This window comes from Streptomyces sp. NPDC007907 (genome assembly GCF_042959365.1).
GTDB classification, from domain to species: Bacteria; Actinomycetota; Actinomycetes; order Streptomycetales; family Streptomycetaceae; genus Streptomyces; species Streptomyces indiaensis.
The window spans coordinates 370,224-395,441 of record NZ_JBIBKR010000005.1; the positions used below are offsets into that span (position 1 = coordinate 370,224).

Here is a 25,218-nt window from a genome sequence, read left to right on the forward strand (position 1 = left end):
TCATCCTGCCGTACGCAGCTCCGCCGCCCGGCCCTCCTCGTCGAACCGCACCTCCAGGACGTGGTCGACGGCGTCCCGGTCGAGGGGGCCGAACACGTGCGGGAACAGGACGTCGCCGGAGACCCCGGGCGGCGGGGCGGGGGCCGCCGCCTCCCACTCGACCCGGGCGGTGAGCCGCGCCTCGTCGAGGGCGAGCACGAGCAGGGGACCGGGCGCGTCCCGGTAGAAGGCGTCGACGACGGCCAGCGTGGTCGCCTCGTCCGGGGAGCAGTGCACGAAGCCCTCGTCGGCCAGGGAGTCCGGCGCGTACGTCCGGCCGGTGGCGGTGGTCCAGACGGTGAGCGGTACGACGTGATAGATCATGGCCCCGTTATAGACGCCGACGGCAGCCCCGGGAGTCTCAGGGCGGTGACGGCCCGCCGGGTCGCCTCGGCGACCAGGGCGTCCGAGGGTTCGGTGCCGTGCCCGGTCCGGTCCGTCATGACGGCCAGGACGAGCGGCGCGGTGCGCGGCGGGTGGACGATCGCGATGTCGTTGGCCCGGCCGTAGTCGCCGGTGCCGGTCTTGTCGGCCACCTTCCAGTCGCCGGGGAGCCCGGCCCGGATGCGGCGGGCGCCGACGTCGGTGGCGTTGCGCGAGAGCCAGTCCATGAGGAGCCGGCGTTCCCGGGCGGGCAGGGCGGTGCCCAGGAGGAGCGCGCGGAAGTCGGTGGCGATCGCCTGCGGGGTGGTGGTGTCGGCGGGGTCGCCGGGCGGCACGTCGTGCAGGTCGGGCTCGTAGTGGTCCATGCGGCTGACGGTGTCGCCGAGCCGGCGCAGGTAGGAGGTGAGTGCCGGCGGGCCGCCGATGTCGCGCATCAGGAGGTTGCCCGCCGTGCCGTCGCTGTGGCGGACGGCGGCGTCGCACAGCTCGCGCAGGGTCATCCCGGTCTTCACGTGCCTGCCGGTGACCGGCGTCGTCGAGCGCAGGTCGGCCTCGGTGTAGGTGACGCGCCGGTCCAGGCCGCTCGCGGTGCGGTGGTGCAGGACGGCCGCGGCGGCCAGCGCCTTGAACGTCGAGCAGAACGCGAAGCGTTCACCGGCCCGGTGCACGACGGTGGCACCGGTGCCCGTCGCGAGGGCGTGGACGCCGACACGGGCGTCGTACGCGCGCTCCAGGTCCGCCAGCCGGAGGCGGTGAACCAGCGGCCTGCTCGAGTGCGAGTGCCGGCCCGGGCGCGTGCCGGTGGGCGCGGGCGTCCGGCCCGGGTCACCGGCCGACCGGTCGCCCGTGCCGCAGGCGGACAGCGGCAGCACGGCCGCGGCGGCCAACAGGACACGCCGTGACGGGACGGTCCGGTCGAGGGTCATCGCGGTGCTCCTGTCACGACGGAGGTACGGGAGGGGCTCCCGCCCCGGGGGTCGTGCGGGGTGGGTCTCGTCCCGGCGGTCATGCGCGGGGCTCCAGCTGCGGCGGCCGTGCGGGGAGGGTTCCTGTTCCGGCGGTCGTGCCGGGGCCCCGCCCCCTGGGGAAGCTGTGCGGGGCGCTTCCGCTCCCGCAGTCGTGCGGGGAGGGCCCCCGTCCCGGTGGACGGGAACCCGGCCCGGCCTCCTGAGAAAGCCGCATCACCACGGCCGGCAGAGCTGGGGTCAGAGCTGGAACTCGGCCGGTGACACCCCCAGCGTCGCGCAGGCCTCGCGCAGGACCATCTGCTCGGCCTGGGAGAAATCGCCGTCGGAACCGGCGATGACGATGCCCGTCTGGATCACGGCCCTGGCCTCGGTGGGCTTCTTGGCGGCCTTGGCGATCTCCTGCATCGCCTCCGACTTGCCGAGCTGGAAGTTGGCCGTCAGCTGGTCCACGTGCTTGTTGAAACGCTGGCGGAGCTGTTCCGGCGGGAAGTTCTGCAGAACCTCGTTGGTGAGGATCATGGACTCGACCTGCCGGCGCTCGGCCGGGTCGACCTGCCCGTCGGCCGCCGCCACCAGGGCGCACATGGCCATGCTCGCGTCCCGGTACGCCCCGCTCTTCAACTCGTTCTTCAGCGAGCCGAGCTGCGTCTTCAGCAGGCCGACCAGCTGGGCCTTGCCGCCACCGCCGGGCCTCGTCCCGCCGCCGTGCCCACCGGTCGTCGCACCCCGCGCCCCCTGACCTTGCTGGAGAGCCTTGGCCTGGTCCTTGAGCCGGTCCCACACTGCCATTGACGTCACCTCGGTACTAGTCGGCATCACCTGGCGCACCCGCGCTCACGCGCGCACACCCCCTCCAACGCCCGGCCCCGGGCAAAGGTTCCGCAAAGTCGAAACGGCGACGGCCCGCACCCGGAAGACCGGGTACGGGCCGTCGCGACGACGTGCGACGCGCTGTCAGGCGCCGTCACGCGCGCGGAGCTTCAGGCGCGGGGCGAGACGGAAGGCCGCGAAGCCCACCGCTGCCAGGCCCGCGGCCGCCGCGAGGAGGAGGCCGATGCCGCCCGCGCCGGTGGAGGCGAGGCTGCCGCCGTCGAGGGCGGTGGACGTACCGCCGCCGGTGGTCGAGGTGCCGTCACCGCCGGTCGTGCCGGAGGTGCCGGTCGACGGGCTCGGCTCGGCGGACGGGCTCGGGTCGGCGGACGGGCTCGGGTCGGCCGTGGGGCTCGGGGACGGGGAGCCGGACGCGTCGCCGGGGCCGGGCTCCTGCGTGCCGTCGCCGGGGACGACCTCGACCGCGAACTGGGTCATGGCGGCACCCACCGACGCGGCCACGGTGTACGTGCCCGTGCCCTCACCGGCGGTCAGGGCCGGGGCGGTCGCCGTGCCCGAGCCGTCGGTCCTCACCCGGACGACACGCTCCTCGCCCCCGAAGCGGGGGGCACCCTCGTCGCCGTCCTCGACGCGGAACTCCACCTCGGTGCCGGCCGGCACCGGCCGGCCCGACCTGAGCACCCGGGCGAGCAGCGCGTCGGCGAAGTCCCGGCCCTGCTCGGCCTTCTGCTCGTTGCCGCCGACGGCGCTCACCGTGTACGGGGACTCCGTGACCCGCACGGTGAAGGCCGTCGACGCGCCCAGGGTCGTCGCCCGGACGGTGAACGAGCCCTCCTTGCGGCTGCCCAGGCCGATCCACGGGGTCTGCGCACGGCCCCGGGCGTCGGTCGCCACGACGGTCTCGTCGTCGTCCGGGCCGCCGGTGAGGTAGAACAGCGGCTTCAGGCCGTCCGGGTCCTCGACGGTGAAGGTCACCGAGGTGTCGGCGACCGGCTTGCCGTCCTTGTCCCGGGCCACCACGGCCAGCGGCCGGACGTCGGTGCCCGGCTGGGTCGTGGCGTCGGTGCCGGAGACCTGGACCAGCCGGTCCGTCGCGGGGGTCTGACGCCACTGCAGGACGATCCGGCCGGGGCCGCCGGGCGCGTCGACGCCGCCCTCGGCCACGCCCGAGTCGATCGGGTTGTCGGAGGACGCCCAGAAGGGGTCTTTCTTCTCCGGGGCGGTGTACTTGTCGCCGACGACGAGCCGGGCGTCGTCCACCCGGGCCGGTTCGGCGTAGCTGGAGCCGCCGCCACCGCTGCCGGTGGCGGGGTTGCTGCCGGTGGTCGAGCCGGTCTCGGCGCCCGTGCCGCCACCGCCGCCCGCGTATCCGGCACCGCCGCCGCCACCGCCGTACCGGCCCGTGCCGCCGGCGCCGCCGGCCCCGCCCTTCGCGCGGTCGGCGCCCGCGGCGCCGTTGCCGGTGCCCGCGCCGCCCTTCGCGCCGCCGGCGCCCTTGCCGCCGCGGTCCTTCTCGGAGCCGTCCTGGCCGTTCTCGCCCCCGGCGGCACCGGCCTGGCCATGGGCCGTGTCGCCGCCGGCGCCGCCACCGCCGCCCGCGACGACGAGCGGTGCCCCGCCGCTCGTACGGACGGCGCTGCTGTTGCCGCCGCGCTCGCCACCCCTGCTGCCGCCCTTGCCGGCGAGGGCGTCACCGAAGCCGGGCCCGCCGACGGCGAGGCTCAGGACCTCTCCGGGGCTGACCTTCAGAGCGCCGGCGACGAAGCCGCCCGCACCGCCGTACGCCATGGAGTTGCCCGTGCCGCCCTCTCCCCAGGCCCGTACGTCGAGGCTCGTCACCCCGGACGGCACCGTGAAGTCCTGGTCGCCCTTGGTGGGCAGGAACAGGCGGCAGCCGGAGAAGCCCTCCGTCGGCGTGCAGGCCTTCCCGGCGGGCGCCTGGCCGCCGACGGCCGTGGCGGCCGGCGCACCCGTCAGGGCGGTGCCGGCGGCCAGCGCCACGAAGGTCAGGGCCGCGGCGCCACGCCGGAAACCGGCGCGGCGCGCCACGGCGGAACCGTGATGCATCAAGGGAACTCCCCAACTCGTCACAAGCTCCCCCCCAGGGAGCCATGAAGTGCTCGATCAGAATCGAACATGACTAGTGGGACAGCTGATCAAACCTGAGAGTCTTGGTCAACCGAGAATGGTTGATTCCGGACGCGGGGACATCCGGGCAGAGCGCGCGGACGATGTGGACGGCGAGCGCGTCGTCGATCGGGTGCCGCTTCGGGCTGCCGTTCTCGTCGAGCTCCTGATACTTCATCAGGTTCTGTGCGAGGGCGACCTGGCGCTTGCCGTCGCGGCTGGACAGCGCGATCGTGCCGGCGCCGAACACCGCCCCGTCGTGGCCCCAGAAGCGGCCGCAGCCGCGCAGTTCGAGAGAGTAGATGCCGAGGCCGTAGTCGATGCCGGAGACGGGGACCGTGCGCGTCATCTCGTCGAGGGAGGCCTTGCCGACCAGCTTCCCGCCGAGCAGGGCGCGGTAGAAGCGGTTCAGGTCGTCGGTGGTGGAGACGACGGCGCCCGCGGTGGATGCCCAGGACATGTCGTAGACGCTGAAGTCGCGCGGCGGGTCGAGCCGGCCGAACCAGGACTCGTACATCCGCGCGTGCGGGCCCTTGATGTACGGGGTGCGGGGCAGGTACGTGTGGCGCAGCCCGGCCCGGTCGATGACGTGCCGGGTGAGGTAGGTGCTCGCCTTCCGGCCGGTGACCTTTTCCAGCAGCAGTCCGGCGATGACGTAGTTGGTGTTGGAGTACGAGCCGGGTACCGCGCCGGGGCGTCCGGTGGCGGGGGCGGCGAGACCCATCCGGACCAGCTCCACGGGGCGCACGGAGCGGAACCGCTCCTCTTCGAGGCTGGCCGCCGAGCCCTGGGCGAGGGAGGGGAAGGCGCTCAGGACGTAGTCGCCGATGCCGCTGGTGTGGTTCAGGAGCATGCGGACGGTGATCTCCCGGCCGCGCTCCCCGGGTATCAGGTCCGGGAGGTAGTCGCCGACGGGCGCGTCGAGCCGGATGCGGCCGCGCTCCACCTGCTGCAGGACGCCCACCGCGGTGAAGGTCTTGCTGATGCTGCCCACCCGCTGCCGCATGTCCGGCGTGACGGGCCGTCCGGTGGCCGTGTCGGCCACACCGGAGGCGCCGGTCCACCGCTCGCGGCCGTCCCGGACCGACGAGAAGACGCCGTACAGGCCCGCCTCATGGACGGCGTCCAGCGAGCCGCGCAGGGCGGGTCCGTCCAGGGACACCGCCTCCGGGGTCCCGGTGGTGCCGGCGTGCGCGGGCGCCGCGAGCAGTGCGGTGGTGGTCAGCAAGGTGGTGCCCAGGACGGTTCCGAGGAGCCGGACGATGCGCAACTGCTTGCCCCTTCCCTGGTGTTCGAGTGCGTCGGCTTTCGACGGTGTGTGTTCGAACAGGTCGGGGTCATCGTCTTGGGCTCGGGACGTTCCTCACATCGTTCCGGGGGATGATCGAGAACCGGCCGCGGGGCGGGGAGTCGGGGGTGTTCCGTGCGGCCGGGGGCGACGCCGGTCCGGGGTGCGAGGGCGCACGGCTCCGCGCCGGCCCGGAGCGTCGCTTCGAACGGCGGTACGGGAACAGACGTGCCGAGCGGCGGGCGGGAACGGGAGGGCGCTCGGGCTCCGTCACCGGGCGCGGCAGCGGGAAGGCCGGTCCCGGCTCCCGAGCGGCACACGCGGGGACGCGACGGCCGGGTCCGGCCTTCCTCTGGCCGCAATCTGCCAGCCCGCGCCCCGCGGCGCCTCCCGGGAGGGCCCGAACGAGGGCGGACGGGGTGCGCCTGTGATGATGAGCGCATGTCGACCGTCGCCACGCTCGCGGTGCTGGCCCTCGCCGCGCTCCACGCCTACATCCTGGTGCTGGAGATGTTCCTGTGGACCACGCCGAGGGCCCGGGCGGCCTTCGGCACCAGTGCCGAGTTCGCCGCCGGGACGAAGGCCCTGGCGGCCAACCAGGGCCTCTACAACGGCTTCCTCGCCGCCGGTCTGGTCTGGGGCGCGGTGGCGTCCGACCCGGTGGGCTTCCAGGTCTCGGTGTTCTTCCTGGTGTGCGTGGCGGTCGCGGGCGTCTACGGTGCCGCCACCGCCAGCCGGAAGATCCTCTTCGTGCAGACCGTCCCGGCGCTGGCCGCCCTGGCGCTGGTGCTGGCCGCGCACTGAGCGGCTGGGCGGGACGTCACGCGTCCCCGGCGACGGCCCCTTCCATGAGCCGGTCCGCCTCGGCCTCGGCCGTCCCGGGCGGCACCACCAGCAGGTCGTAGCGGCCCCGGCCGGGGGCGATCAGGCAGACCGTGTGGGGGGCGGTGGGCGAGTCGTCGTGGCCGACGTGCACCGGCTGCCCGGCGACGGTCATCTGCTCCGGGCAGTCGGGCCAGGTGTCCCCGTGGACCAGGACGCTGGCGATGCGCCCCCAGGCGGGCGGCAGCACGCCCAGCAGTCCGGTCAGCTCCTCGGCCAGGTCATCGGACCGGGGCCACCAGGCGCCGTCGATACGGCGTGCCGTCCGGCCGTAGCGCGTCGGCTCGGCGAGCCGCAGCCGGACGTCCGGGGGTGTCGGGGGTGTCGGGGGCGATGGTGTCGACGAGGAGGCGGAGGTCATCGGAGGCTCCTGCTGCGGACCGGGTGAGGGGGCCGGAAGACCGGTTCGGCCACTGTCCGCGTACCCTCCGTTCCCGCACCGTACCCCGCGGGGCGGTACGGGGTCCGGACGTGCCGCCCGCACCGCCCGCCGCCCTGGAAGCCCTTGGTCAGCCACAGCGACTGGTCGTAGCGGCGGGCCGCTCGGCCCGGGCGCTTCGCGTAGTCGCCGTCCGCGGGCCGGCCTGCCGGCCTGCCGGCCTGCCGGCCTGCGAGGGTACATTCCGGGCGCTTTATTACATTCCGTCGGTGATACTTGGGGCATGAATACGGCTACGTATGCAGAACTGGCGGCGTCGTCAGATCACGCGGTCGCCGTGACCATCGCCTTCGTCTGCGGCCTGATCGTGGCCTGCGCGCTGATCTGGGCCGTGCGGGTCGGGATGCGGGTCATGGACACGGACACCCATCACCCCGCTCCGGAGGAGCAGCCGCACCTGCCGGACGGTGGGCCGGTCCGCGAGACCCGGGAGATGCGGGAGCCCGACGACGTGCCGGTCGTGGCCCGGGACGGTCAGCGGCTCCTGCCCCATGAGCTCCACCGGGCGAGCACCAGGACCGGCAAGGACCAGAAACCGCGCCGCTGGTCGCCCGGATCCAGCGGATCCTTCGGCGGCGGCGGACTCGGACGCACATGACCCCGCGCGGCCCCGGCGGGCCCCGGGCAGGCGGCACGACCGCCCGTCACCGCAGACGCCGGGCGGCGGGTGCGGCCGCCCTGGCGCTGGGCCTGTCCGCCGTGCTCGCGGGGTGCAGCGACTACGACAGCCCCTCGGACACCGCGCGCAAGGCGGAGTCCGCCGTGGGCTCGATCGCCTCGGAGGCCTCCGGGGCGGTGGAGTCGGCGACCGCCGAGGCCGGGCGGCGCCTCGACGACATCCAGGACGGCATCGACGTCAAGAACGACGTGACGACCGGCCCGCCCGTCACCGAGTCCGACGGCCGGGTCCGCACGGAGGTCACCGCCCGCAACACCGACGACTCGACCCGCTCCTTCGCCGTCCAGGTCGACTTCCGGGACGCGGACGGGCAGCTGATCGACACGGTCATCGTCACGGTGGACCACGTACAGCCCGGCCATTCCGCGACAGCCACCGCCCGCAGCACCCACGACCTGCCCGCCGAGCCCCGCACCGAGGTGGCCCGGGCGGTCCGCTACTGACCACCACCCGGGCCACGACCCACGTCCCAAAGGGGCGCGGGGAACCACACGACCGGCCTCGCGGCAGACCCCACACCCCAAAGGGGCGCGGGGAGCTAAACGATCGGCCCCACGGCAGACCCCACGCCCCAAAGGGGCGCGGGGAACCGCGCGACCAGCCCCTACGGCGCCGCAGCCGAAGAACGACCCGGCGCCCCCACCCCCAGCGGCACCGCCCTCACCGCCCCAGCCACACCGTCGTATCCGGCCCGACCCTGCCGTCCTCCAACGGCGCACTGCTCAGCAGCACCTCCCCGGCCGGCAGTCCCACCGCCACGTCGGACAGGTTCGTGACGCACCGCCACCCCTCGCAGCGGTCGAACCGCAGCACGCCCGCCGGGACGTCCGACGCCCACGTCAGCTCCTCACCGTCGAGGAGTTTGCGCCGCAGCCTGAGCGCCGTGCGGTACAGCTCCAGCGTGGAGCCCTCGACCCCGTCCTGGGCCTCCACGGCGTACGCGGCGAACCCGGGCGGCTGCGGCAGCCACGCACCGCCGGGCCCGAAGCCGTACGACGGTCCGGTCGTCGTCCACGGCAGCGGCACCCGGCACCCGTCGCGGCCCTTGCGGACGTGCCCCGTCTGCTCCCAGATCGGGTCCTGCAGCACCTCCGTGGGCAGGTCGGCCACCTCCGGCAGGCCGAGTTCCTCACCTTGGTAGACGTACGCCGAGCCGGGCAGCGCCAGCATCAGCAGCGTGGCCGCCCGGGCCCGCCGCAGCCCGGCCGCCTCGTCGACGGCCGGGGCGTGCCCGCCGGCCAGCAGCCAGGCGTTGAGGTCCGTGCCGGGCGGCAGCGTCAGCCGGGACGCGTGCCGTACGACGTCGTGGTTGGACAGCACCCAGGTGGCCGATGCGCCCGCCGCCCGCGCCGTGGCGAGCGAATCGGTGATGACCTGCCTCAGCTCCTCCGCGTCCCAGCCGGCTTGCAGATACTCGAAGTTGAAGGCCTGGCCCAGCTCGTCCGGGCGGGCGTACAGCGCACGCCGGGCCCCCGGCACCCACGCCTCGGCGACGGCCATGCGGGGCGGCCGGTAGGCGTCGAGGATCTTGCGCCAGTCGCGGTAGATCTCGTGCACGTCGTCACGGTCGTAGAAGGGGTGCGTGCCGGGTGGCAGCGCGGTGAGTGCCTCCTCGCGGCTCAGCTCCGGGCGGCCGAGGTCGCGCAGCGGTTCGCTCAGGTCCTTGACGAGGGCGTGGGCGACGTCGACACGGAACCCGTCGACCCCGCGGTCCGACCAGAAGCGCAGGGTGGTGCGGTAGTCGGCGCGGACCTCCTGGTTCTCCCAGTTGAGGTCGGGCTGCTCGGGGGCGAACAGGTGCAGGTACCACTGGCCGTCGGGCACCCGCTTCCAGGCGCTGCCGCCGAAGACGGACTGCCAGTCGGTGGGCGGGAGTTCGCCGTGCCCGCCGCGGCCGTCGCGGAAGACGTAGCGGTCGCGGGCCACCGAGCCGGGCCCCGCGGCCAGGGCCTCCTCGAACCAGGGGTGCCGGTGGGAGGAATGGTTGGGCACGATGTCGACGATGACCTTCAGGCCGAGCCGGTGGGCCTCGCCGACCAGGTCGTCGAAGTCGTCGAGGGTGCCCAGGCGCGGGTCCACGCCCCGCGGGTCGGCGACGTCGTAGCCGCCGTCGGCGAGTTCGGACGGGTAGAAGGGGCTCAGCCACAGGGCGTCCACGCCCAGGGCGGCGAGGTGGGTGAGGCGGCGGGTGATGCCGCGCAGGTCTCCGAGTCCGTCGCCGTCGGCGTCGGCGAAGCTGCGGGGATAGATCTGGTAGACGACGGCCTGGCGCCACCAGTCGGGGTCCCGGGACGACAGGTCGAGGGTCGAGCGATCGGTCACGCGGTCTCCTTCGCAGGGCATACGGGCGACAGCATTGAATCTGTCCAGAATGCCGGAAAAAGGAACCATCGGGTTGATCGGAGTGATCCATTCCTGCTGGGACGAAAGTGTGATGGCAGCCCAACTTCCTTTGCATCAGCGCAGGTTGACAGTGTGCTGCGGCGCCGCCACGATGGGGCCACTGAGGCACATGTGACCAATGAGCCCAGTGTTTCTCAGACCACTCACCTCCCGGTGCGGCCCGGCAGCCGCGCGCCGCGCGCTGCCCGCATGCCGTCACCCGGGTCCCTGAACACGCCAAGAAATGGGATACGCATGTCCATAGGGAGACGTGTCACCGCGCGACGCCTGCTGGGGACGGGCGCCGCGGCCCTCGTCCTGTGCGCCGCCTCCGCCACGACCGCGTTCGCGCAGGGTGCGCCGGGCGGCGACGGCTGGTCGTCCGGCGGCAGCTACAAGCCCGGCACGGGCGCGGGCACCGAGACCGGGACCGACCGCTGCCAGTTCTCACTCGACGGCACCGCCTTCCACGACTCGGTCAAGGTCGACGACCAGAACCTGAAGCCCACCGAGGACGGCAAGGTCCACATCAAGGTGCGCACCGCCGGTGACGCGGCCACCTGCACGGCCTCGCTCGCTTCCTACCTCGCCCACGGCGCGACGTTCGCGACCTCCGGCGAGCAGGTGTTCGTCGACTTCGACACGGTGACGGTCAAGCCGGGCGGCACCGACTCGCTCGACATCGCCATTCCGGACAAGGGCTGCTTCGGGCAGATCGACCTCTACCGCGGCGCGGTGAAGTTCGACGGCGAGACGGACGCCAAGGACGGCTTCGAGCACGGCGACCTGCCCAAGGGCCCGGACCGCCCGGTCATCAAGGACAAGCTGATCGCGGCCTGGAACGGCGGCACGAAGGACTGCACCACCCCGCCGCCGGCGGAGGAGGAGCCGCCCGCCTCCACGCCGCCCGCGAGCCCGTCCGAGCCCGCTGAGCAGACGACGCCCCCGGCGTCCCCGTCCGAACCGGCCGAGCCCTCGACGCCGCCGTCCTCCGGCACGGACACACCCACCCCGAGCGCCTCCGAGTCGACGCCCGTCGCGCCCAAGCCGAACGGCGGTGGCGGCGACCTCGCCGAGACCGGCGCCGACAGCAGCACCGGCCCGATCGCCCTCGGCGCGGCGGCCCTGCTGGCCGGCGGCGCGGCCCTCGTCGTCGTGACCCGCCGCCGCACGGCCAAGCGCGGCGCGTAAGGACACACGCAGCCGAAGAGGGCCCGGTGTGCTGTCGTCCGGCGGCGACAGCACACCGGGCCCTGTCGTGCCCCGCGCTCAGACCACCGCGGCCCTCTCGCTCCGCAGGCCCGTCGCCGTGGGCAGCGGGCTCCGCATGACCGGCATCAGCATGGCGCACGCCGTTCCCGCACCGGCCGCGGCCGTCGTTCGCGGCGGATCACATCTCCACGGTCGCCAGATACAGCTTCACGTAGCGCTCCACGTCCACGTCCAACCCCACGTCGACCAGCGGCTGTTCGCACGTGCCCTGGTGCAGCTCCGACTCGCCGGGCCGGGGGCGGCGGTCCACGATGGTCATCCCGCGCGTGGGCCCGGGTGCGAGGGAGACGTCCACCGGGAGGCGGTGGGTCGTCAGGCCCTCCGGGTCGGCGACCGCGCACACCGCGCCCGCGTCACCGAGACCGCCGGACGTCTCGGCCGGGTCGTCGGGGCGGCTGTCCGGATGGGCCGGGCGGTACGAGAGCAGCTCCCCGGCCAGCCGCGCCCCGGGCTCCCCGCTCGCCCGCAGCCTGCGCACGTCCGCCCCGGGGACCACGACCCGGCTGAACACGTCCAGCCCGTACATGGTGATCGGCACCCCGGCGGTGAGCAGGATCGCGGCCGCCTCCGGGTCGTGCCAGACGTTGAACTCCGCGACGGGCGTGGCGTTCCCGACGGCCGCCGCGCCCCCCATGAAGACGATCCGCTCGATGTTGCGGACCACCTCCGGATGCGTGCGCAGGAGCAGCGCGATGTTGGTGAGCGGTGCCGTCGGGACGAGGGTGACCGGGCGCGGGGAGGCGAGGATCTCGCGCCGCAGCAGCGTCACCGCGTCGACGTCGGCGGGCCCTCGGGACGGTTCCGGCAGGCCCAGGTCGCCCATGCCGTCACGCCCGTGCACGTGCTGCGCCGACCGGGGGTCCTCGATCAGCGGCCGCTCGGCGCCCCGGGCGACGGGGATGGGCGGAGCGCCCGCCTGCTCCAGCACGGTCAGGGTGTTGCGCACGACGCCGTCGACGTCCGTGTTCCCTGCCACGCAGGTGATCGCCCGCACGTCGAGCGCCGGGTGCCGGACGGCGAACAGCAGGGCGAGAGCGTCGTCGACACCGGTGTCGCAGTCGATGATCACCGGGATGGGCTGACCGTCCGTCACGGCGTTGACTCCTTCCAGTGGCTTCGCGGCAAAGCTCCGCAGCAGCGACCCTACGGCCCGGACGACGGCCCGCTCCCTCTCCCGGCAGGGTCAGGACCGGCGGAGCGCCGTGACCTCGAACTCCAGCAGGACCTTCCGGCCGACCATGCCGCGGGCCCCGCTGACGCCCCAGTCATGGCGGTCGAGGGCCGCCCGGCCCGTGAAGGCGGCCCACAGGGCACCCTGCGGGCCGCGGTCGGTGCCGGTCGGTTCGAAGTCGACGGTGAGCGGCCCGGTCACGCCGCGCACGGTCAGATCGCCGGTGACCCGGAAGCGGGTCCCGCCGGTCTGCTCGACGCGGGCCGAGGTGAAGGTGAGGTCCGGATGGGACTCGGCGTCCAGGAAGTCGCCGCCGCGCAGATGACCGTCGCGCTTGGCGTTGCGGGTCTGGACGCTTCCCGCCCGGATCGTCAGCCGGACGGTGGACCGCGAGGGGCCGCCGCCGTCCAGCCGGGCGCTGCCCTCGAACGCGTCGAAGCGTCCCCTCACTGTGCTGACCAGTGCGGCTCAGGCCGCGAAGCCGATGCGCGTACGGGCGGTGTCGAGGACGTAGTCACCGGTCAGTTCACCGAGTGCGGTCGCGGTGGTCATGATCACTCCTGAAGGGAAAGAGGCCCAGATGTCGGACGCGGGGATCGGTCTCATCCGTACGACGACACAGCCCCGCGGAATGTGAGGCGGGCGCGTCGCCTCACATTCCGGTGCGCTGTCTCGTCGTACGGATGAGGGCACCTGCGACCGAGGGACACACCATGAGCACCCCGCCCGAACCGTCCGGCGACCTGCGCGAGCGGCGGCAGTTGATCAATCTCGCGTACCGGCTGCTCGGCTCGCTCGCCGAGGCCGAGGACGTCGTGCAGGAGACCTACGCCCGGTGGTACGCCAGCACGTCTGGGCCGTGCTCAACCCCGGCAAGCTCCGCCCCTGGACGGCGCCCTGACCGGTGCCGCCCGGCCACACGAACGGACGCGGCGATGATTCCGGCGCCGCGGGACGGTCGTTACGGGCAGGAGACGACGAAGGAGTCCCGCCATGCCCGCACAGCGACCGACGACCGAACTCGACGCCCGCTACAGCTCCGCGCTCACCCCCCGCCCGGGTGCCTCGGAGGTCAACGCCACCGCCTGGGACGAGGCCCAGGAGCGGCTGGCGGCCGCCGAGATCTTCTGGGTGTCCACGGTGCGGCCCGACGGCCGGCTGCACGTCACGCCCTGCATCGCCGCCTGGCACGACGGGGTGCTGTACTTCTCCACCGGCCGCACCGAGCAGAAGGCGAAGAACCTCGCACACGACGCGCACTGCGCGCTGACCACCGGCGCGAACTCCCTCACCGACGGGCTCGACCTCGTCGTCGAGGGCACCGCCGAGCCGGTCGGCGACCGGGCCCTGCTGGAGGAGGTGATCACCGCGTACGAGACGAAGTACGGGCCGCACATCACCTCCCCCGAGGGCACCTTCCACGGCATCGGCGACGCGTTCCGCGGCGGCGACGTCGTGGTGTTCGCGGTGGCCCCGGACACGGCCTACGGCTTCGGCCGGGACAACGGCGTCTACAGCCACACCCGGTGGACGTTCTGACCCCGCCCTACGGCCGGTCCCACAGCCCGGTGCCGCGGGCCGCGACCCGGTCGCCGATCCGCCGCAGCAGCTCGGCGGCGGGCAGCGCGTCGAGCCGGCTGCCGTCGCGCAGGCGTACCGCCACCAGGCCCGCGGCGGCCTCCCGCCCGCCGATCACCGCCTGGTACGGCACCAGCCGGGCCGCACGGATCCGGGCGGCCAGGGTGCCCTGCCCGGGCCCGGCGACCTCGGCACGCAGACCGAGCGCGCGGGCCCGTGCGGCCAGGGCGTCCGCGGCCTCCCCCTGCTCCTGCGCCACCGGCAGGACCGCCAGCTGCACCGGCGCCAGCCACGGCGGGAAGGCTCCGCCGTGCTCCTCGACGAGATGGGCGACCGCGCGTTCCACACTGCCGATGACGCTGCGGTGCACCATGACCGGGCGGTGCTTCGCCCCGTCGGGGCCGATGTAGTGCAGGTCGAAGCGCTCGGGCTGGTGGAAGTCGATCTGCACGGTGGACAGGGTCGATTCCCGCCCGGCCGGGTCGGTGATCTGCACGTCGATCTTGGGGCCGTAGAACGCCGCCTCGCCCTCGGCCTCCTCGTACGGGATGCCGGAGTCGTCCAGGACCTCCCGCAGCAGGGCGGTGGCACGCCGCCACAGCTCAGGGTCGACCACGTACTTGCCGCCCTCCCCGGGCAGGGACAGCCGGTAGCGGTGGGCGCGGATGCCCAGGTCCGCGTAGGCGCGGCCGATCAGCTCCAGTGCGGCCCGGGCCTCTTCGACGGCCTGCTCCAGGGTGCAGAAGATGTGCGCGTCGTTGAGGGTGATGCCCCGGACCCGGGTCAGGCCGCCGAGGACGCCGGACAGCTCCGAGCGGTACATGCCGCCCAACTCGGCCATGCGCAGCGGCAGTTCCCGGTAGCTGCGGGAGCGGGAACGGTAGATCAGGGCGTGGTGGGGGCACAGGCTGGGACGCAGCAGCACCTGCTCGGCGCCCAGGTCCATCGGCGGGAACATGTCGTCGCCGTAGTGGTCCCAGTGCCCGGAGATCTCGTACAGCTCGCGTTTGCCGAGAACCGGTGAGTACACGTGCCGGTAGCCGGCCCGGCGTTCCGCGTCACGGACGTACTCCTCCAGGGCGTGCCGCACGATCGCGCCGTCGGGCAGCCAGTACGGCAGCCCCGCGCCCATCAGCGGGTCGGTGTCGAACAGGTCCAGTTCACGGCCGAGTCGGCGGTGGTCGTGCATGGCGTGACTCCTCGCGGTGGGGAGGCGAGCACCACGCGACGAAGCGCCGGGGCACTCGCCCCGGGGCTTCGGACATCTGGTCAGCTGTCAGCGCGCCGGGACACTCTCCGGCGTCGTCGTGGAGGACGGGAACGGCTGGACGCGCTGCATGGGCGCGACGCTAACCGGGCCGCGTGGGGCGGCGCGACGGGTTTTCGGCAGGGCCGCACGCGGCCGACGCCGACGGGAGCCGGCGCCCTGGGGGGCCATCGGAGCCGCCCGTGTCCCGTGGGCCCGCCGGGGCCGCCGGTGTCCCGTGGGCCCGCCGGGTCCGCCCGTGTCCCATGGGTCCGCAGGGCCGGAGCACTGAGGTCCCCAGGGGTCGCCGGTGTCCCCGTCAGCTCACCCGGACGGCCCGTATCGCTGGTGGCCGGGCGGTCGCGGTGGTGCCGTAGGAGCACGTACCCGATCTTGGAGAGCGGCCCGCTCGCAGGCGCCTCCATGAGCCCCCGCAGGAGGCACCCGATGACCCACCCCGCGGCCACCCGTGCCCTCCTCGCCTCCGCGCTGTCCGTGACCGCCCTGCTGGCCACGGCCGGCTGCTCGGTCGACGACGAGCCGCGGCCCCGCTGGTTCTCCGCCTCCGCGTCCGCCTCCGGCGCGTCCCCCGCCGTCGAGCAGCCGTCCGGTTCCGGAGCCGCCCTCACCGAGGCACAGGCCCACGCCGCACTGGTCACCGAGGCCGACCTTGGGGAGCCGTGGGTGCCGTCCCGAGGCGCGCGGACCTGGCGGGACGGGCTGCTCAAGGCGTCCACGGAGGACCAGGACTGCCAGCGGCTCCTGGACGTCCTCTACACGGAGGAGCCCTTCGGCACCCCCGAGGGCCCGCAGGCGACGTCCGCGCTCGACGACGACGACACCGACGCCCAGTTGCGCTACCGGGTCGCCGCCCACCCCCCGGCGGACGTGGACCGCACGCTGGACTGGATGAAGTCGCTGCCCGGCAGGTGCGGCGGGTTCACGGCCGCGACCACCCGCGGCGGCATCCAGGACGTGGAGGTCCGCGACCTGCCGCTGCCGCCGGTCGGGGACGCCCGGCAGGCCCTGCGGGTCATGCTGGCCGGCGAGACGGAGGAGGGCGAACTCACCTACCTCACCATGGACATCGCCGCCGTCCGCGTCGGCCAGGAGACGATCACCCTCACCCACGCGGGCCTCGCCGAGGTGTACGCGGAGGTCACCCAGCAGACCGCGCAGCTCGGGGCACAGCGCCTGACGGAGATCAGGAAGCAGGGCAGGGCACAGATCTGACACCCGCTCCCGGGCAGGGCACAGACCAGACACCCGCTCCCGGGCAAGGCACTTTCGGACACTCCGCCCGGCCAGGGCACAGATCCGAGGCCCCGCTCCCGGGCAGGTCAGTACCGGTCGAACCGCGTGCGGTGGGCGATCACGTCCCGCGCCACGTCCAGGGCGGTGCGCCCGTGCGCGAACGCGTCCGCCCGCAACCGCGCGAGCGCGTCGTCCGCGGTCACGCCCAGCTGCGCCATGATCATGCCGACAGCCTGGTAGACCTCGTCGTGTTCGGTGGCCAGTCCGCTCAGCCAGTCCTCCCCGTCCGGTGACTCGGGCTCGTCGCCGTGCGGCAGCGCCATCAGGGCCACGGTCATGACACCGGCCACGACGCGGGCCATGTGCAGCTGCCGGTCGGTGAGCCCGCCCGGCCGGTCGCGGTAGAGGTCGAGCGTGCCCACGCACACCGGGCCGCTGCCCAGCGGCACCGCGTACACCGCCCGCACCCCGGCCTCCGTCGCCTGCTGGGCGAAGACCGGCCAGCGCCCGGCGTCCCGGCCCGTGGTCAGATCACAGGCGAGCACGGGCGCGCCGTCCTCCAGCGCGCTCTGGCACGGCCCGTCGCCCAGCGTCGCCTGGATCTGCGCCAGGTGCGCGGCCTGCTCGCTGCTCGCGCTCAGCTGCACGGGCATCCCCTCGCTGCGCAGCGACACGCTCGCGCCGATCACCGGCAGCAGTTCCACCGCCACCTCGCACAGCCGCCCCGGCACCTCACCGGGCTCGGCGCCCCGGACGCTCCGGGCGATGGCGTCGGCGGCCCGGGCTCCGTCCGGGTCAGGGCCGCCACCCCCGGCGCGGCCAGGGCCCGGGTCGCCGTCGGGGGCGTCTCCGGGATCGTCCCTGGGCCGCACGACCACCGCCTCCTTCGCTCACCGCGGATCGCCGCGTCACCGGTTTCCGGGGCGGGGCCACGGCGGAGCCGGCCGCGTGCGCCCTGCGAGGCCGTGGTGCGGACGACCGTCCTCTTCTGCCCGGTGCCCGCCGCGCACCGGGCCCGGACTCATCGGAAACCGTGCCCCGACTACCCGTTGCACGTGCCACGAAACACCTGCCCGCAGGGGCCGGCGCGGGGTACGGCCTCGGCGTTTCTCGTGCGTATCGACCGGGTGGGGATTCGCCACCGCCCGGCCCCCGCTGCGAGGACCTGGATTCTCACTGCGGAGATCGGTTCACAGAGAAGACTGATGCACAGAGAACGCTGGATCAGAGGAAAGGCTGGGCGTTGTTCACAGAGGGGGCTGTGCGGGCGCGGGCCCCAGGGTGGTGGTGCCGGGGGCCGTGCGGTGTCCGAGGCCCGTCCGGTAGGCGTCCAGGGCCGCCTCCACCCGCCCGGACCGCCGCAGCAGGTCGCCCAGCAGCCGGCACAGGTCGGCCAGGTCACCGGCGGCACCGGCCCGCTCCAGCAGGCTCAGGGCACGGACGTAGTGCTCCTCGGCGTCCTCGGTGCGGCGGGCGTCCTCGGCGATGATGCCGAGCAGCCGGTGCGCGGCGGCGGCGTGCACGGCGCCGCGTTCGGGGGACAGCTGCCCGAGTACGTCGTGCAGCAGGGCAGCCGCCTCCTCGGACCTGCCGCGCCGGTGGAGCACGTCGGCCAGCTCGACGGTGACCTGGCTGCTGTAGAGGGCGGCGCGCTGGGCCGACAGCATGCCGAGGGCCTGCCGCAGTTCCTCCTCGGCGCGTTCCAGCCGGCCCTCCTGGGCGTAGACGTAGCCGCGCATCCAGTGGCAGTTGGCCAGTTCGGTACGGAGCTGCAGGCCGCGGTAGAGCTCGGCGGCCTTGGCCAGGGAGGCGTCGGCCTCGGCAAGGCGGCCTTCGGCGACGAGGGTGCGGGCGACGGAGCGGTGCATGCGGGCGACCAGGGCGGGATCGCCGGACTGCGGGGCGAGGGCCAGGGCGAACTCGGCGGCCTGGGCGGCGCGTGCGTGGGCGCCCATGTCCATGTACGGGCCGATGGCGCTGGCGTAGAGCAGCAGCAGGGCGTCCGGGTCGTGCAGTCCGCCGCGGTTGAGTTCGTCGAGGGCGGTCTCCAGCAGGTACACGGCGTACCGGAGTTCACCGGCGAGGTAGTGGGCCACGGCACGGCCGCGCAGGGCCGGGACACGGGCGGGCAGGGGAGCGCCGGCCAGGCACTGCTCGGCCCGCTCGAAGTACTGCCGGCCGGCCACGAGCTCGCCCGTCTCCAGGGCGCACTCGCCGAGCCCGAGCAGGGCGGCGGACCGCTCGGCGGCGAGGGAGTGCGTCTCGGCCTCGGCGAGCAGTTCGGCGTACTGCGCGGCCGCCGCCTCGGCGTCGCCGACGGCGAAGGTGCGCTGGGCCTCGGTCAGCCGCAGCCGCAGTCCGGTGACCAGCCGGGCCGAGCGTCCGCCGGCGAGCTCCTCGAAGGCGACACCGAGCCGCTCCGCGAGATGCCGCAGCGCGTCGTCGGAGGGCCGCACCCGGCCCGACTCGAGGGTGGAGATGTAGGCCGGGGTGTACACGGGCTCCGCCAACTGCCGCTGCGTCAGACCGCGTTCCACCCGCAGCTGCTGCACCCGACGGCCGATGGTCCCCGGATCGTCACGCTCCCCCACGCCAACTCCCCCTGCGGCTCTTGCCGTTCGCCCTGGACTGCCCCTAGGTTAAACGGAGCGTTAAGCGGGATTTGTCGAACTCGCTTAATACGTTGCCGCCGTAGTCGCCGCCCCTGTTGCGAGGTCGCCGTGCTCGAACGCACACGCACCACCGAGCGGTACGCCCGAGGCTTCACCGCCGCCCTCGTCGCGGTGGCGACCCTCCTCCTGGCAGCGAACGCGGGCCCGGCCCGAGCCGAGACCCCACAGCCCGGCCCGCAGACTGTCGCCCACTCCCGCTGAGCGTCGGGGCGTACGAGGGCAAGACCGGCCGCGTCATCTCCTGGAGCCGCCTGCGGGACATCCTCCGCCCCCGGTATCTGGCGTTGCCTCCCACATCCGCGCGTTCACAGTCAGCGAATGGGGAACACGCCAGACAGCGTGGTGTGACGTGAATCACAGGCAATGTCGGGAGAATGAGTATCGGATCAGCTCTCTCCCGTCGCAGGTAGGTGAACAGACTCACTCCAGCAACAAAGGAGGCCCGAGATGCCTGCGGATTCAACGCCGGACTCGGCACCCGAGAACGCTGCTCAGCAGCCCGCCGCAGAACCGTCCGAAGCACCGCTCGCCCTCTCATCGAAAGAACACGGCCTGCCCGAAACCGAGGCTCTCGGCGAATCGGGCGACGGCGACGGCGGACTCGCGACGCCGATGGACACGCTCGACTTGCACCACGGTGTCTTCCCGCTGCATGACGACGCAGTCTTCGACTCCGGCAGCCTGCCGGCCGTCGTGGACTCGGCTTCCTTCGTGTCCGGCATGAGCGACTTCCTCGAGCCACTGGCCGTGGTCGGCCGGTTCGACGAGCAGGAACAGGCCGTGCTCCGTGTTCGAGCGGAGAAACATCCGATGCCGTGGACCAAGGCGCCCGCTTCGGTACAGCAGGATGAGGCGCAGGGAGAGCACGACCGGCGCAAGCTGAAGCGCGTCGCCGAAGAGTGGCGAAGGCGCGAGATCAGCTGCCGGGAGCTTCCGTGAGTACGCCGTCCGACCGGTCGCAGGAGCCGCTGATGACCGTACGGGCCGCGGTCATCTTGATGCTGGCCACGCAGATCGCGGTTGGCGTCGGCGTGCTGACCGTGCTGGCAGGAAACGCATGGGCTTTCGCGGTGCTGGCTGCCGGGGGCTCCTTCGCCGGCACCGTCGCGTTCGCCCGGTCCGTTATCGGCTGAACAGGCCCGGGCGATGAGCGCCCGGGCTGACTCCGTGATCCCGGCGCCGTGTGCAGGTGCAGGCGGGTGCGGCGGGTGGGACCGGCCGCACAGATACGGCGGTCGAGGTCACTCGCCTTGGTAGTTCGGGTTCTCGGGCAGCGGTGGTGCGAAGCTCACCTTGCCGTCCTTCCACCGCGCCTGGTACTCACGCTCGCCGCCGGAATGACAGCACTGCGGATCCGTCGGCAGGTAAATGGGGTAGGACAGGGTGACCGTCTTTCCGTCCTGGCTTTTGATCGTTGATTGGGCGGCCGCGGTCCTGTCGTAACCGGCGTACTCGTTGCCGTAGAAGAAGAACACGGAAACGCACTTCCCGTCGACGCTGCTGGTGCAGTGAGCGTGGATCGCACGCAGGGGTCCGCGGAGGTTCTTCAGAGTGCTGGCCTTGGTGTCGGCCGTGTATCCCAGGCGCTTGATGCGGAGCACCGCCCGGTCCACGTCGAAGGGTTCCTTTGCGTCCTTTGACGGATTCGCTGCGGACGGGCCCGCGGTGTCCCACAGTGAAGCGGACGGGTGTGACTCGGGTTGATCCTTGTCCGGAGATGCTCCGCAGGCCGTTACCAGCGTCAGGCAGAGCACCGCCGCTGCGGCTGAAAAGGTCAGCGCTCGCTGCACGCCGTCACCCCCAGAAGGACACGCTCGAGCATTCCGTACCGCATCGTGTTGAGGTCTTCCTGTGAGATGTTGCGTGTGACGTGTGAGCAGAGATCGGCCGCCCAGGTGGTTGCGGAGGCCTGTCTCAGTTGGAAGGCCGCCGTCGTCCCGAAGTCGGTACCGGTTCCCTGGGTGGTGCTCACCGGCACGCTCAGCAAGAGGTGCTCACCGTCGGGGGAGGGCACGACGGTCCGCACGTGAGCGGCCGAGGGTATTCGGGTTTGGGCTATGAGCCCGTCGGGGCCCCACCGCTCCACAAAGCCCCGCCTTACGCTGACTGTCTCGGCGCTGTGGGAGAGGAACCTCGTGGCGCGGGTGCCGTCGGGAGGGATGGTGGTCTCACGTTGCTCACCCTCGGTGTCCCACACTTCCGCACTCCCGTCCTTGCCGGTCAGCAGCAGACGCCGGCCGTCGCTGCTGAAGAGCACGGCGTCCTGATCGGCGAGCGGAGCGCGGAAGCCGGGTGTGACGACGGTGACCCGCCGCCGGTCTCGAAGATCCCAGATCTCCACGCCGCGCAGGTCCGGGGTGGTCACGGCGATCCGCTCGGACGCTGGGTCAGCTGACAGATTGGTTGCGTACCGGTTCCGGTCGACCTCGGAGTTCTCCCGGAACAGCAGCGTCTCAGCCACCTTGCGGCCGGCTGTGACGTCCCACTGCGAGACAGCGCCTCCCCCAAGGGTGACCAGGCGGCCGTGCCGGGTGAATCCCATGCCACGGAGCTCCGGGTCCTGGGGCGCGGACCCCAGGGGTGGATCAACGCGTATCCGCCGCAGTACCTCAAGGGAGGGCAGCTTGTAGAGCGTGACCGACTCCGCAGGACTCTCGCTCACGGCCAGCGTCTTCTCCTCGGCGTCGAATGCAAGCCGCGTGTACGTCGGCTGGTAACCGCCCCGGCCTTTGGCCGCGATCCGCCGTCCGGTCACCGGATTCCAGAGCGCGACCTCCCCGCCGGCGCCAACCGTGACCAGATAGCGGCCGGAAGGGGAGAAGTGCGCAGCCTCGTCGTCGTTGCCGGTGCTGAAGATGTCGGCGGTTGGAAGCGAACCGGGCGCCGGCGCCGTGGCGACCAGTACTTCCGTCCCGCGAGCGAAGGCTATGCGGCGGCTCGCGCCGGCCAGGACATAGCGGGTGTAGCGGCCCTTGGTACCGTCTTCGGCCAGCACGAGAAGCCGTTGTCCGGTGGCGGCATCGTGCACGGTCACAGCTCCGTCGTCGCGCGTCAGCACGACCTGGTCGGAGATGCCGGCCAACTCGCCGATCCTCACGTCTTCGGTGCTGCAAGGCAGGCGCTGGAAGAGGCGGGGGTCGGGCTTGTTGGCGGAGGCGTGGGTCAGCCGCCACTTGCCGTCGGCGCACATCGCGGCCACCGGACGGGGACCGGCGACTAACTCGGGTTCTTCGAATCCGGGGACAGCCGTCAGGCGTCCGGAGCGCGTGTCCCAGACGCCTTGGGACAGGACTCCTGGCCCGGAGGCTACGACGTGCTTGCCGTCCGCGGAGAAGACGAAGTCATTGGGTGAGCCCTCGAGCAGCGGTTTCAGGGTGACGGGGGCGGCGGTGGGTCGGTCGAGGTCCCATACCTGGGCTCTGTCGTCCTCTGGAGGGTGGACCAGCAGGCGGTGTCCCGTGCGGTCGAAACGCAGTTCGTCCACGGCCCGGGCCGTGCTGGTGGTGCTCATCGCGGCTCGCAGGGTCAGCAAGGTCCTCTTTTCACGCAGGTCCCATATCTTGATGCGGTTGCCGTCGCCGCCCAGAGCCAGTCGTGTGCCGTCGGGACTGACCGCGACGGCCGAGACATCGTCCATGCGCACCATCAGGGAGGGGCCGGCGGCTCCGACATGCCATACCGACAGTCGCCCCGCAACGTTGCGTACCGCGACGACCTGGCCGGAGTCGTCCAGCGCTGTCTCCGCGACCTCCCCGCCCGCAGGCAAAATGGCGTCGTACGGGGCGTCAGCCAGATAGCGGGTGAACAGGTTGTCGTGTGCCTGTTGAGTCGGCGCGGTGCTCCAGGCGGCGACGGACAATAATGCGGCCTCTTCCCGATGGGAGCCCGCCTGTCCCTGGGCCTGTTGCACGAGGCCGGCCGAAAGTTCCGCGGCTTTGCTGCCCCGTACCGAGTACACCCCGAAGCCGGCCAGGGTTGCGAGCACCGTGGTAACCGCCGCCGCGACGATCGCTTTGCGGGACCGCCGGCGCCGACGCCACTCCTGGCTCGCCTCAAGGTATCGGCGTTCAGTCTCGGGGACGTCTTGCGACCGGTCGCGCAGTTGCTCCAGCGCCTGCTTGAGTTCGGAGCCCCGCATCAGCAGGGCATGGTCGCGGCCGCTTTGCTCCCAGCGCACGATGCGCTCGCGCACGTGTTCCTGCCAGACCCGGAAGTCGCGGTCGGCGTCGACCCACGAGCGCAGCGCGGGCCAGTGTTCAAGTAGCGCTTCGTGGGCGAGCGCGACCGTCTCCATGCCGTCAGACGCGTGATCGAGGTGCACCAGACGCTGCACGGCCAATAACTGTGCGGCCTTCCAACAGGCGGGGTCCAGCTCGGTGCGGCGTGCGGTGCGCCCGGTGTCGACCGGGTTGTCGAGGCCTCCCTCGCCTGGGCGAACAAGCTGTACGAACAGTCGCCGCACCTCGTCTTGCACGTCGTCCAGCCGCTCCTTGACGACTCGCTCGGCATGCGAAGCGAGAGCGCCCGCCACTCCGCCGATCTCCTCATAGGCGGCATGCGCGAGGATGCCCTGACGCTGTTGCTCCCACAGCAGAGTGAGGGTGAACTCGAGCAGGGGCAGCGCGCCGGGGCTGCGGCCCGCGTCTGAGAGCAGACGCTCGGCGAGCGAGTCCTCGAACCGTACGGCCCCGTGGAATGAGGCGATCGGGGACAGCACCACCTCACGGAGCTGATCCTCGGCCAGGCGGTCGACGAGTACCGGAGACGCCTCGCACACTCGCCCCAGAACGGGGAAACGCTGCATGGCCTTCAAGAAGTCCAGTCGCAGAGCGAAGACCAGCCGCACCAACGGTCCGCCATCCGCGGTGCGCCAGCCGGTCATGGCCACCAACTGGTCGACCAGCTTTTCTGCCGCGTCGGGTGAGCAGCGGAACAGCATTTCGAACTGATCTACGATCAGGGCGAGCTGTGTCGTTCCGGAGCGGGTGAGTAACTCCCTGACAACCGGAGCGGTCCCCCCCTCCCGAAGCTGTTCAGTGAGCCGTTCGACCTGCTCGAGCCGGTCGAGCGGATCGACACCCTCGTCCGGCGCGTTGAGTAACGGCAGCAGGGCGGAAGCGAGCATGAGCTCCGCTCCCAACGCGGGCTCTGGGACCAGAGAGGTGATGCTGTAGTCCCCACGTTTGCGGAGCTGCGGTACAAGACCGGCGTGGATCAGCGATGACTTGCCGACTCCGGATACCCCGATGACCGGGATGATCGACGACGTGGTGACCGCGTCGGTCAGCGCCTTGATCTGCGCGGCTCGCCCGAAGTAGTGGGTGGCGTCCTGCTCCCGGAACGAATCCAAACCACGGAACGGCGAGGGCGGCGCGGCATGGCGACGCAGTTCAGGATGAATCTCCAACAGGGCACTGGCGGTGATGGCATAGGCCGCCCGTTGACGGAACCTCCCGTCGGTGGCGACAACCATGCCAACCACCCCCTTGAAGTGCTCATCCCACAGTGGCGTGCCGCTGAAGCCCTGTCGGATTTCGCAGGCACTCGTGCTCTCGAACTGGAGCCAGCCCCGTCCGCGGTCATCCACGATCGTGCCGAGTGACCAGACGCCCTCGTCGTCGCCGGCAGGGAAGCCGAATGCCCGGAACGGGTGGCCGCGCACTGTCTCAACGTCCAGCAGTCGCACAGGCTCTGCCCCAACGGGCGGATCCTGATCAAGCGCGAGGACGGCAATGTCACCAGAGCCGTCCTCCGCGACAGGTATGTGCGTGATGAGCCGCGCGCTCTGTCGGGGGGTTGCTTTTCCCGCCAGGGGAAAATCCACATCGACGGTGAGCCCCGCAGCAAGGGGACTCCCCTCCTGCTCTGCGGCGACGGCCGAAACCACATGCGCGCACGTAAGCACGATCCTGGGGGCAGCCAGAAAGCCGGCCCCCTGTGGCGTGGCCCACGCACCGCGCGACCACAGGCGGGCAATCCCGGGGTTGGGCACCGGTCCGGGCACTG

The 25,218-nt window shown here is 72.5% G+C and carries 23 protein-coding genes and 1 pseudogene; 10 read left to right on the plus strand and 14 right to left on the minus strand.

What is annotated here, in order from left to right:
• The 5 genes from ACFZDI_RS22450 to ACFZDI_RS22470 form a co-directional block, all read right to left on the minus strand.
• Entirely contained in the window at positions 1-363 is a 363-nt protein-coding gene (locus ACFZDI_RS22450) for a DUF952 domain-containing protein (protein ID WP_234847616.1), read from the minus strand.
• Entirely contained in the window at positions 360-1,349 is a 990-nt protein-coding gene (gene bla / locus ACFZDI_RS22455) for a class A beta-lactamase (RefSeq protein WP_391252709.1), read from the minus strand. The genes ACFZDI_RS22450 and bla overlap by 4 nt, the downstream gene beginning before the upstream one ends.
• Before the next feature lie 279 nt (positions 1,350-1,628).
• On the minus strand, positions 1,629-2,180 hold the full coding sequence (locus tag ACFZDI_RS22460) for a TerB family tellurite resistance protein (RefSeq protein WP_391252711.1): 552 nt from the start codon (positions 2,178-2,180) through the stop codon (positions 1,629-1,631).
• A gap of 165 nt (positions 2,181-2,345) precedes the next feature.
• Positions 2,346-4,289, minus strand: coding sequence for a glycine-rich protein (locus ACFZDI_RS22465; RefSeq protein WP_391252712.1), 1,944 nt, complete (start codon positions 4,287-4,289; stop codon positions 2,346-2,348).
• 73 nt (positions 4,290-4,362) lie between these two features.
• On the minus strand, positions 4,363-5,619 hold the full coding sequence (locus ACFZDI_RS22470) for a serine hydrolase (RefSeq protein WP_391252714.1): 1,257 nt from the start codon (positions 5,617-5,619) through the stop codon (positions 4,363-4,365).
• Positions 5,620-6,078: 459 nt separating this feature from the next.
• On the opposite strand from ACFZDI_RS22470, the gene ACFZDI_RS22475 reads away from it, so the two are divergent.
• On the plus strand, positions 6,079-6,441 hold the full coding sequence (locus tag ACFZDI_RS22475; RefSeq protein ID WP_234847610.1) for a DUF1304 domain-containing protein: 363 nt from the start codon (positions 6,079-6,081) through the stop codon (positions 6,439-6,441).
• Between the two features lie 16 nt (positions 6,442-6,457).
• Here the strand turns inward: ACFZDI_RS22475 and ACFZDI_RS22480 are convergent, their stop codons facing one another.
• Positions 6,458-6,880: a DUF5994 family protein gene (locus ACFZDI_RS22480; protein WP_391252716.1), complete on the minus strand. Its 423-nt coding sequence runs from the start codon at positions 6,878-6,880 to the stop codon at positions 6,458-6,460.
• 301 nt (positions 6,881-7,181) lie between these two features.
• Between ACFZDI_RS22480 and ACFZDI_RS22485 the strand changes: the two genes are divergently transcribed.
• Both ACFZDI_RS22485 and ACFZDI_RS22490 read left to right on the plus strand, forming a co-directional pair.
• Positions 7,182-7,556 (plus strand): DUF6479 family protein, encoded by a 375-nt coding sequence (locus ACFZDI_RS22485; protein WP_234847608.1) that lies wholly within the window; start codon positions 7,182-7,184, stop codon positions 7,554-7,556.
• Positions 7,553-8,080, plus strand: a complete 528-nt coding sequence (locus ACFZDI_RS22490) for an FxLYD domain-containing protein (RefSeq protein ID WP_234847607.1) — start codon at positions 7,553-7,555, stop codon at positions 8,078-8,080. Before ACFZDI_RS22485 ends, ACFZDI_RS22490 begins: the two co-directional genes overlap by 4 nt.
• Before the next feature lie 217 nt (positions 8,081-8,297).
• On the opposite strand, the gene ACFZDI_RS22495 is transcribed toward ACFZDI_RS22490, so the two are convergent.
• Positions 8,298-9,959, minus strand: a complete 1,662-nt coding sequence (locus ACFZDI_RS22495; protein WP_391252719.1) for an alpha-amylase family glycosyl hydrolase — start codon at positions 9,957-9,959, stop codon at positions 8,298-8,300.
• 315 nt (positions 9,960-10,274) lie between these two features.
• On the opposite strand from ACFZDI_RS22495, the gene ACFZDI_RS22500 reads away from it, so the two are divergent.
• Positions 10,275-11,210 (plus strand): LAETG motif-containing sortase-dependent surface protein, encoded by a 936-nt coding sequence (locus tag ACFZDI_RS22500; RefSeq protein WP_391252721.1) that lies wholly within the window; start codon positions 10,275-10,277, stop codon positions 11,208-11,210.
• Positions 11,211-11,409: 199 nt separating this feature from the next.
• On the opposite strand, the gene ACFZDI_RS22505 is transcribed toward ACFZDI_RS22500, so the two are convergent.
• Both ACFZDI_RS22505 and ACFZDI_RS22510 read right to left on the minus strand, forming a co-directional pair.
• Entirely contained in the window at positions 11,410-12,384 is a 975-nt protein-coding gene (locus tag ACFZDI_RS22505; RefSeq protein WP_391252722.1) for a nucleoside hydrolase, read from the minus strand.
• A gap of 90 nt (positions 12,385-12,474) precedes the next feature.
• Complete coding sequence (locus tag ACFZDI_RS22510) at positions 12,475-12,912, minus strand: YceI family protein (RefSeq protein ID WP_391252724.1); 438 nt, start codon at positions 12,910-12,912, stop codon at positions 12,475-12,477.
• A gap of 263 nt (positions 12,913-13,175) precedes the next feature.
• Between ACFZDI_RS22510 and ACFZDI_RS22515 the strand changes: the two are divergent.
• Positions 13,176-13,313, plus strand: a pseudogene (locus ACFZDI_RS22515) (sigma factor); the annotation flags it as partial.
• A gap of 142 nt (positions 13,314-13,455) precedes the next feature.
• Positions 13,456-14,001 (plus strand): pyridoxamine 5'-phosphate oxidase family protein, encoded by a 546-nt coding sequence (locus ACFZDI_RS22520; protein WP_391252726.1) that lies wholly within the window; start codon positions 13,456-13,458, stop codon positions 13,999-14,001.
• A 7-nt stretch (positions 14,002-14,008) separates the two neighbouring features.
• On the opposite strand, the gene thrS is transcribed toward ACFZDI_RS22520, so the two are convergent.
• Positions 14,009-15,229 carry a threonine--tRNA ligase gene (gene thrS, locus ACFZDI_RS22525; RefSeq protein WP_391252728.1) on the minus strand — a complete coding sequence of 407 codons (1,221 nt, stop codon included), beginning with the start codon at positions 15,227-15,229 and terminating at the stop codon, positions 14,009-14,011.
• 504 nt (positions 15,230-15,733) lie between these two features.
• Here thrS and ACFZDI_RS22530 point away from each other — a divergent pair.
• Positions 15,734-16,519 (plus strand): hypothetical protein, encoded by a 786-nt coding sequence (locus ACFZDI_RS22530; RefSeq protein ID WP_391252730.1) that lies wholly within the window; start codon positions 15,734-15,736, stop codon positions 16,517-16,519.
• A 107-nt stretch (positions 16,520-16,626) separates the two neighbouring features.
• Here ACFZDI_RS22530 and ACFZDI_RS22535 read toward each other — a convergent pair whose 3' ends face one another.
• Positions 16,627-17,418, minus strand: coding sequence for a GAF domain-containing protein (locus ACFZDI_RS22535; RefSeq protein ID WP_391252732.1), 792 nt, complete (start codon positions 17,416-17,418; stop codon positions 16,627-16,629).
• Positions 17,419-17,787: 369 nt separating this feature from the next.
• Complete coding sequence (locus ACFZDI_RS22540; protein WP_391252734.1) at positions 17,788-19,131, minus strand: tetratricopeptide repeat protein; 1,344 nt, start codon at positions 19,129-19,131, stop codon at positions 17,788-17,790.
• A gap of 129 nt (positions 19,132-19,260) precedes the next feature.
• On the opposite strand from ACFZDI_RS22540, the gene ACFZDI_RS22545 reads away from it, so the two are divergent.
• The 3 genes from ACFZDI_RS22545 to ACFZDI_RS22555 all read left to right on the plus strand — a co-directional run bounded on the left by ACFZDI_RS22545 (position 19,261) and on the right by ACFZDI_RS22555 (position 20,345).
• Positions 19,261-19,413, plus strand: a complete 153-nt coding sequence (locus tag ACFZDI_RS22545; RefSeq protein ID WP_391252736.1) for a hypothetical protein — start codon at positions 19,261-19,263, stop codon at positions 19,411-19,413.
• 246 nt (positions 19,414-19,659) lie between these two features.
• On the plus strand, positions 19,660-20,151 hold the full coding sequence (locus ACFZDI_RS22550; RefSeq protein ID WP_391252738.1) for a hypothetical protein: 492 nt from the start codon (positions 19,660-19,662) through the stop codon (positions 20,149-20,151).
• 32 nt (positions 20,152-20,183) lie between these two features.
• On the plus strand, positions 20,184-20,345 hold the full coding sequence (locus tag ACFZDI_RS22555) for a hypothetical protein (protein WP_234847595.1): 162 nt from the start codon (positions 20,184-20,186) through the stop codon (positions 20,343-20,345).
• A 108-nt stretch (positions 20,346-20,453) separates the two neighbouring features.
• On the opposite strand, the gene ACFZDI_RS22560 is transcribed toward ACFZDI_RS22555, so the two are convergent.
• Positions 20,454-21,002 carry an LppP/LprE family lipoprotein gene (locus ACFZDI_RS22560; protein ID WP_391252741.1) on the minus strand — a complete coding sequence of 183 codons (549 nt, stop codon included), beginning with the start codon at positions 21,000-21,002 and terminating at the stop codon, positions 20,454-20,456.
• Positions 20,987-25,216, minus strand: a complete 4,230-nt coding sequence (locus ACFZDI_RS22565) for a trypsin-like peptidase domain-containing protein (RefSeq protein ID WP_391252743.1) — start codon at positions 25,214-25,216, stop codon at positions 20,987-20,989. Before ACFZDI_RS22565 ends, ACFZDI_RS22560 begins: the two co-directional genes overlap by 16 nt.
• Positions 25,217-25,218 lie beyond the last annotated feature (2 nt).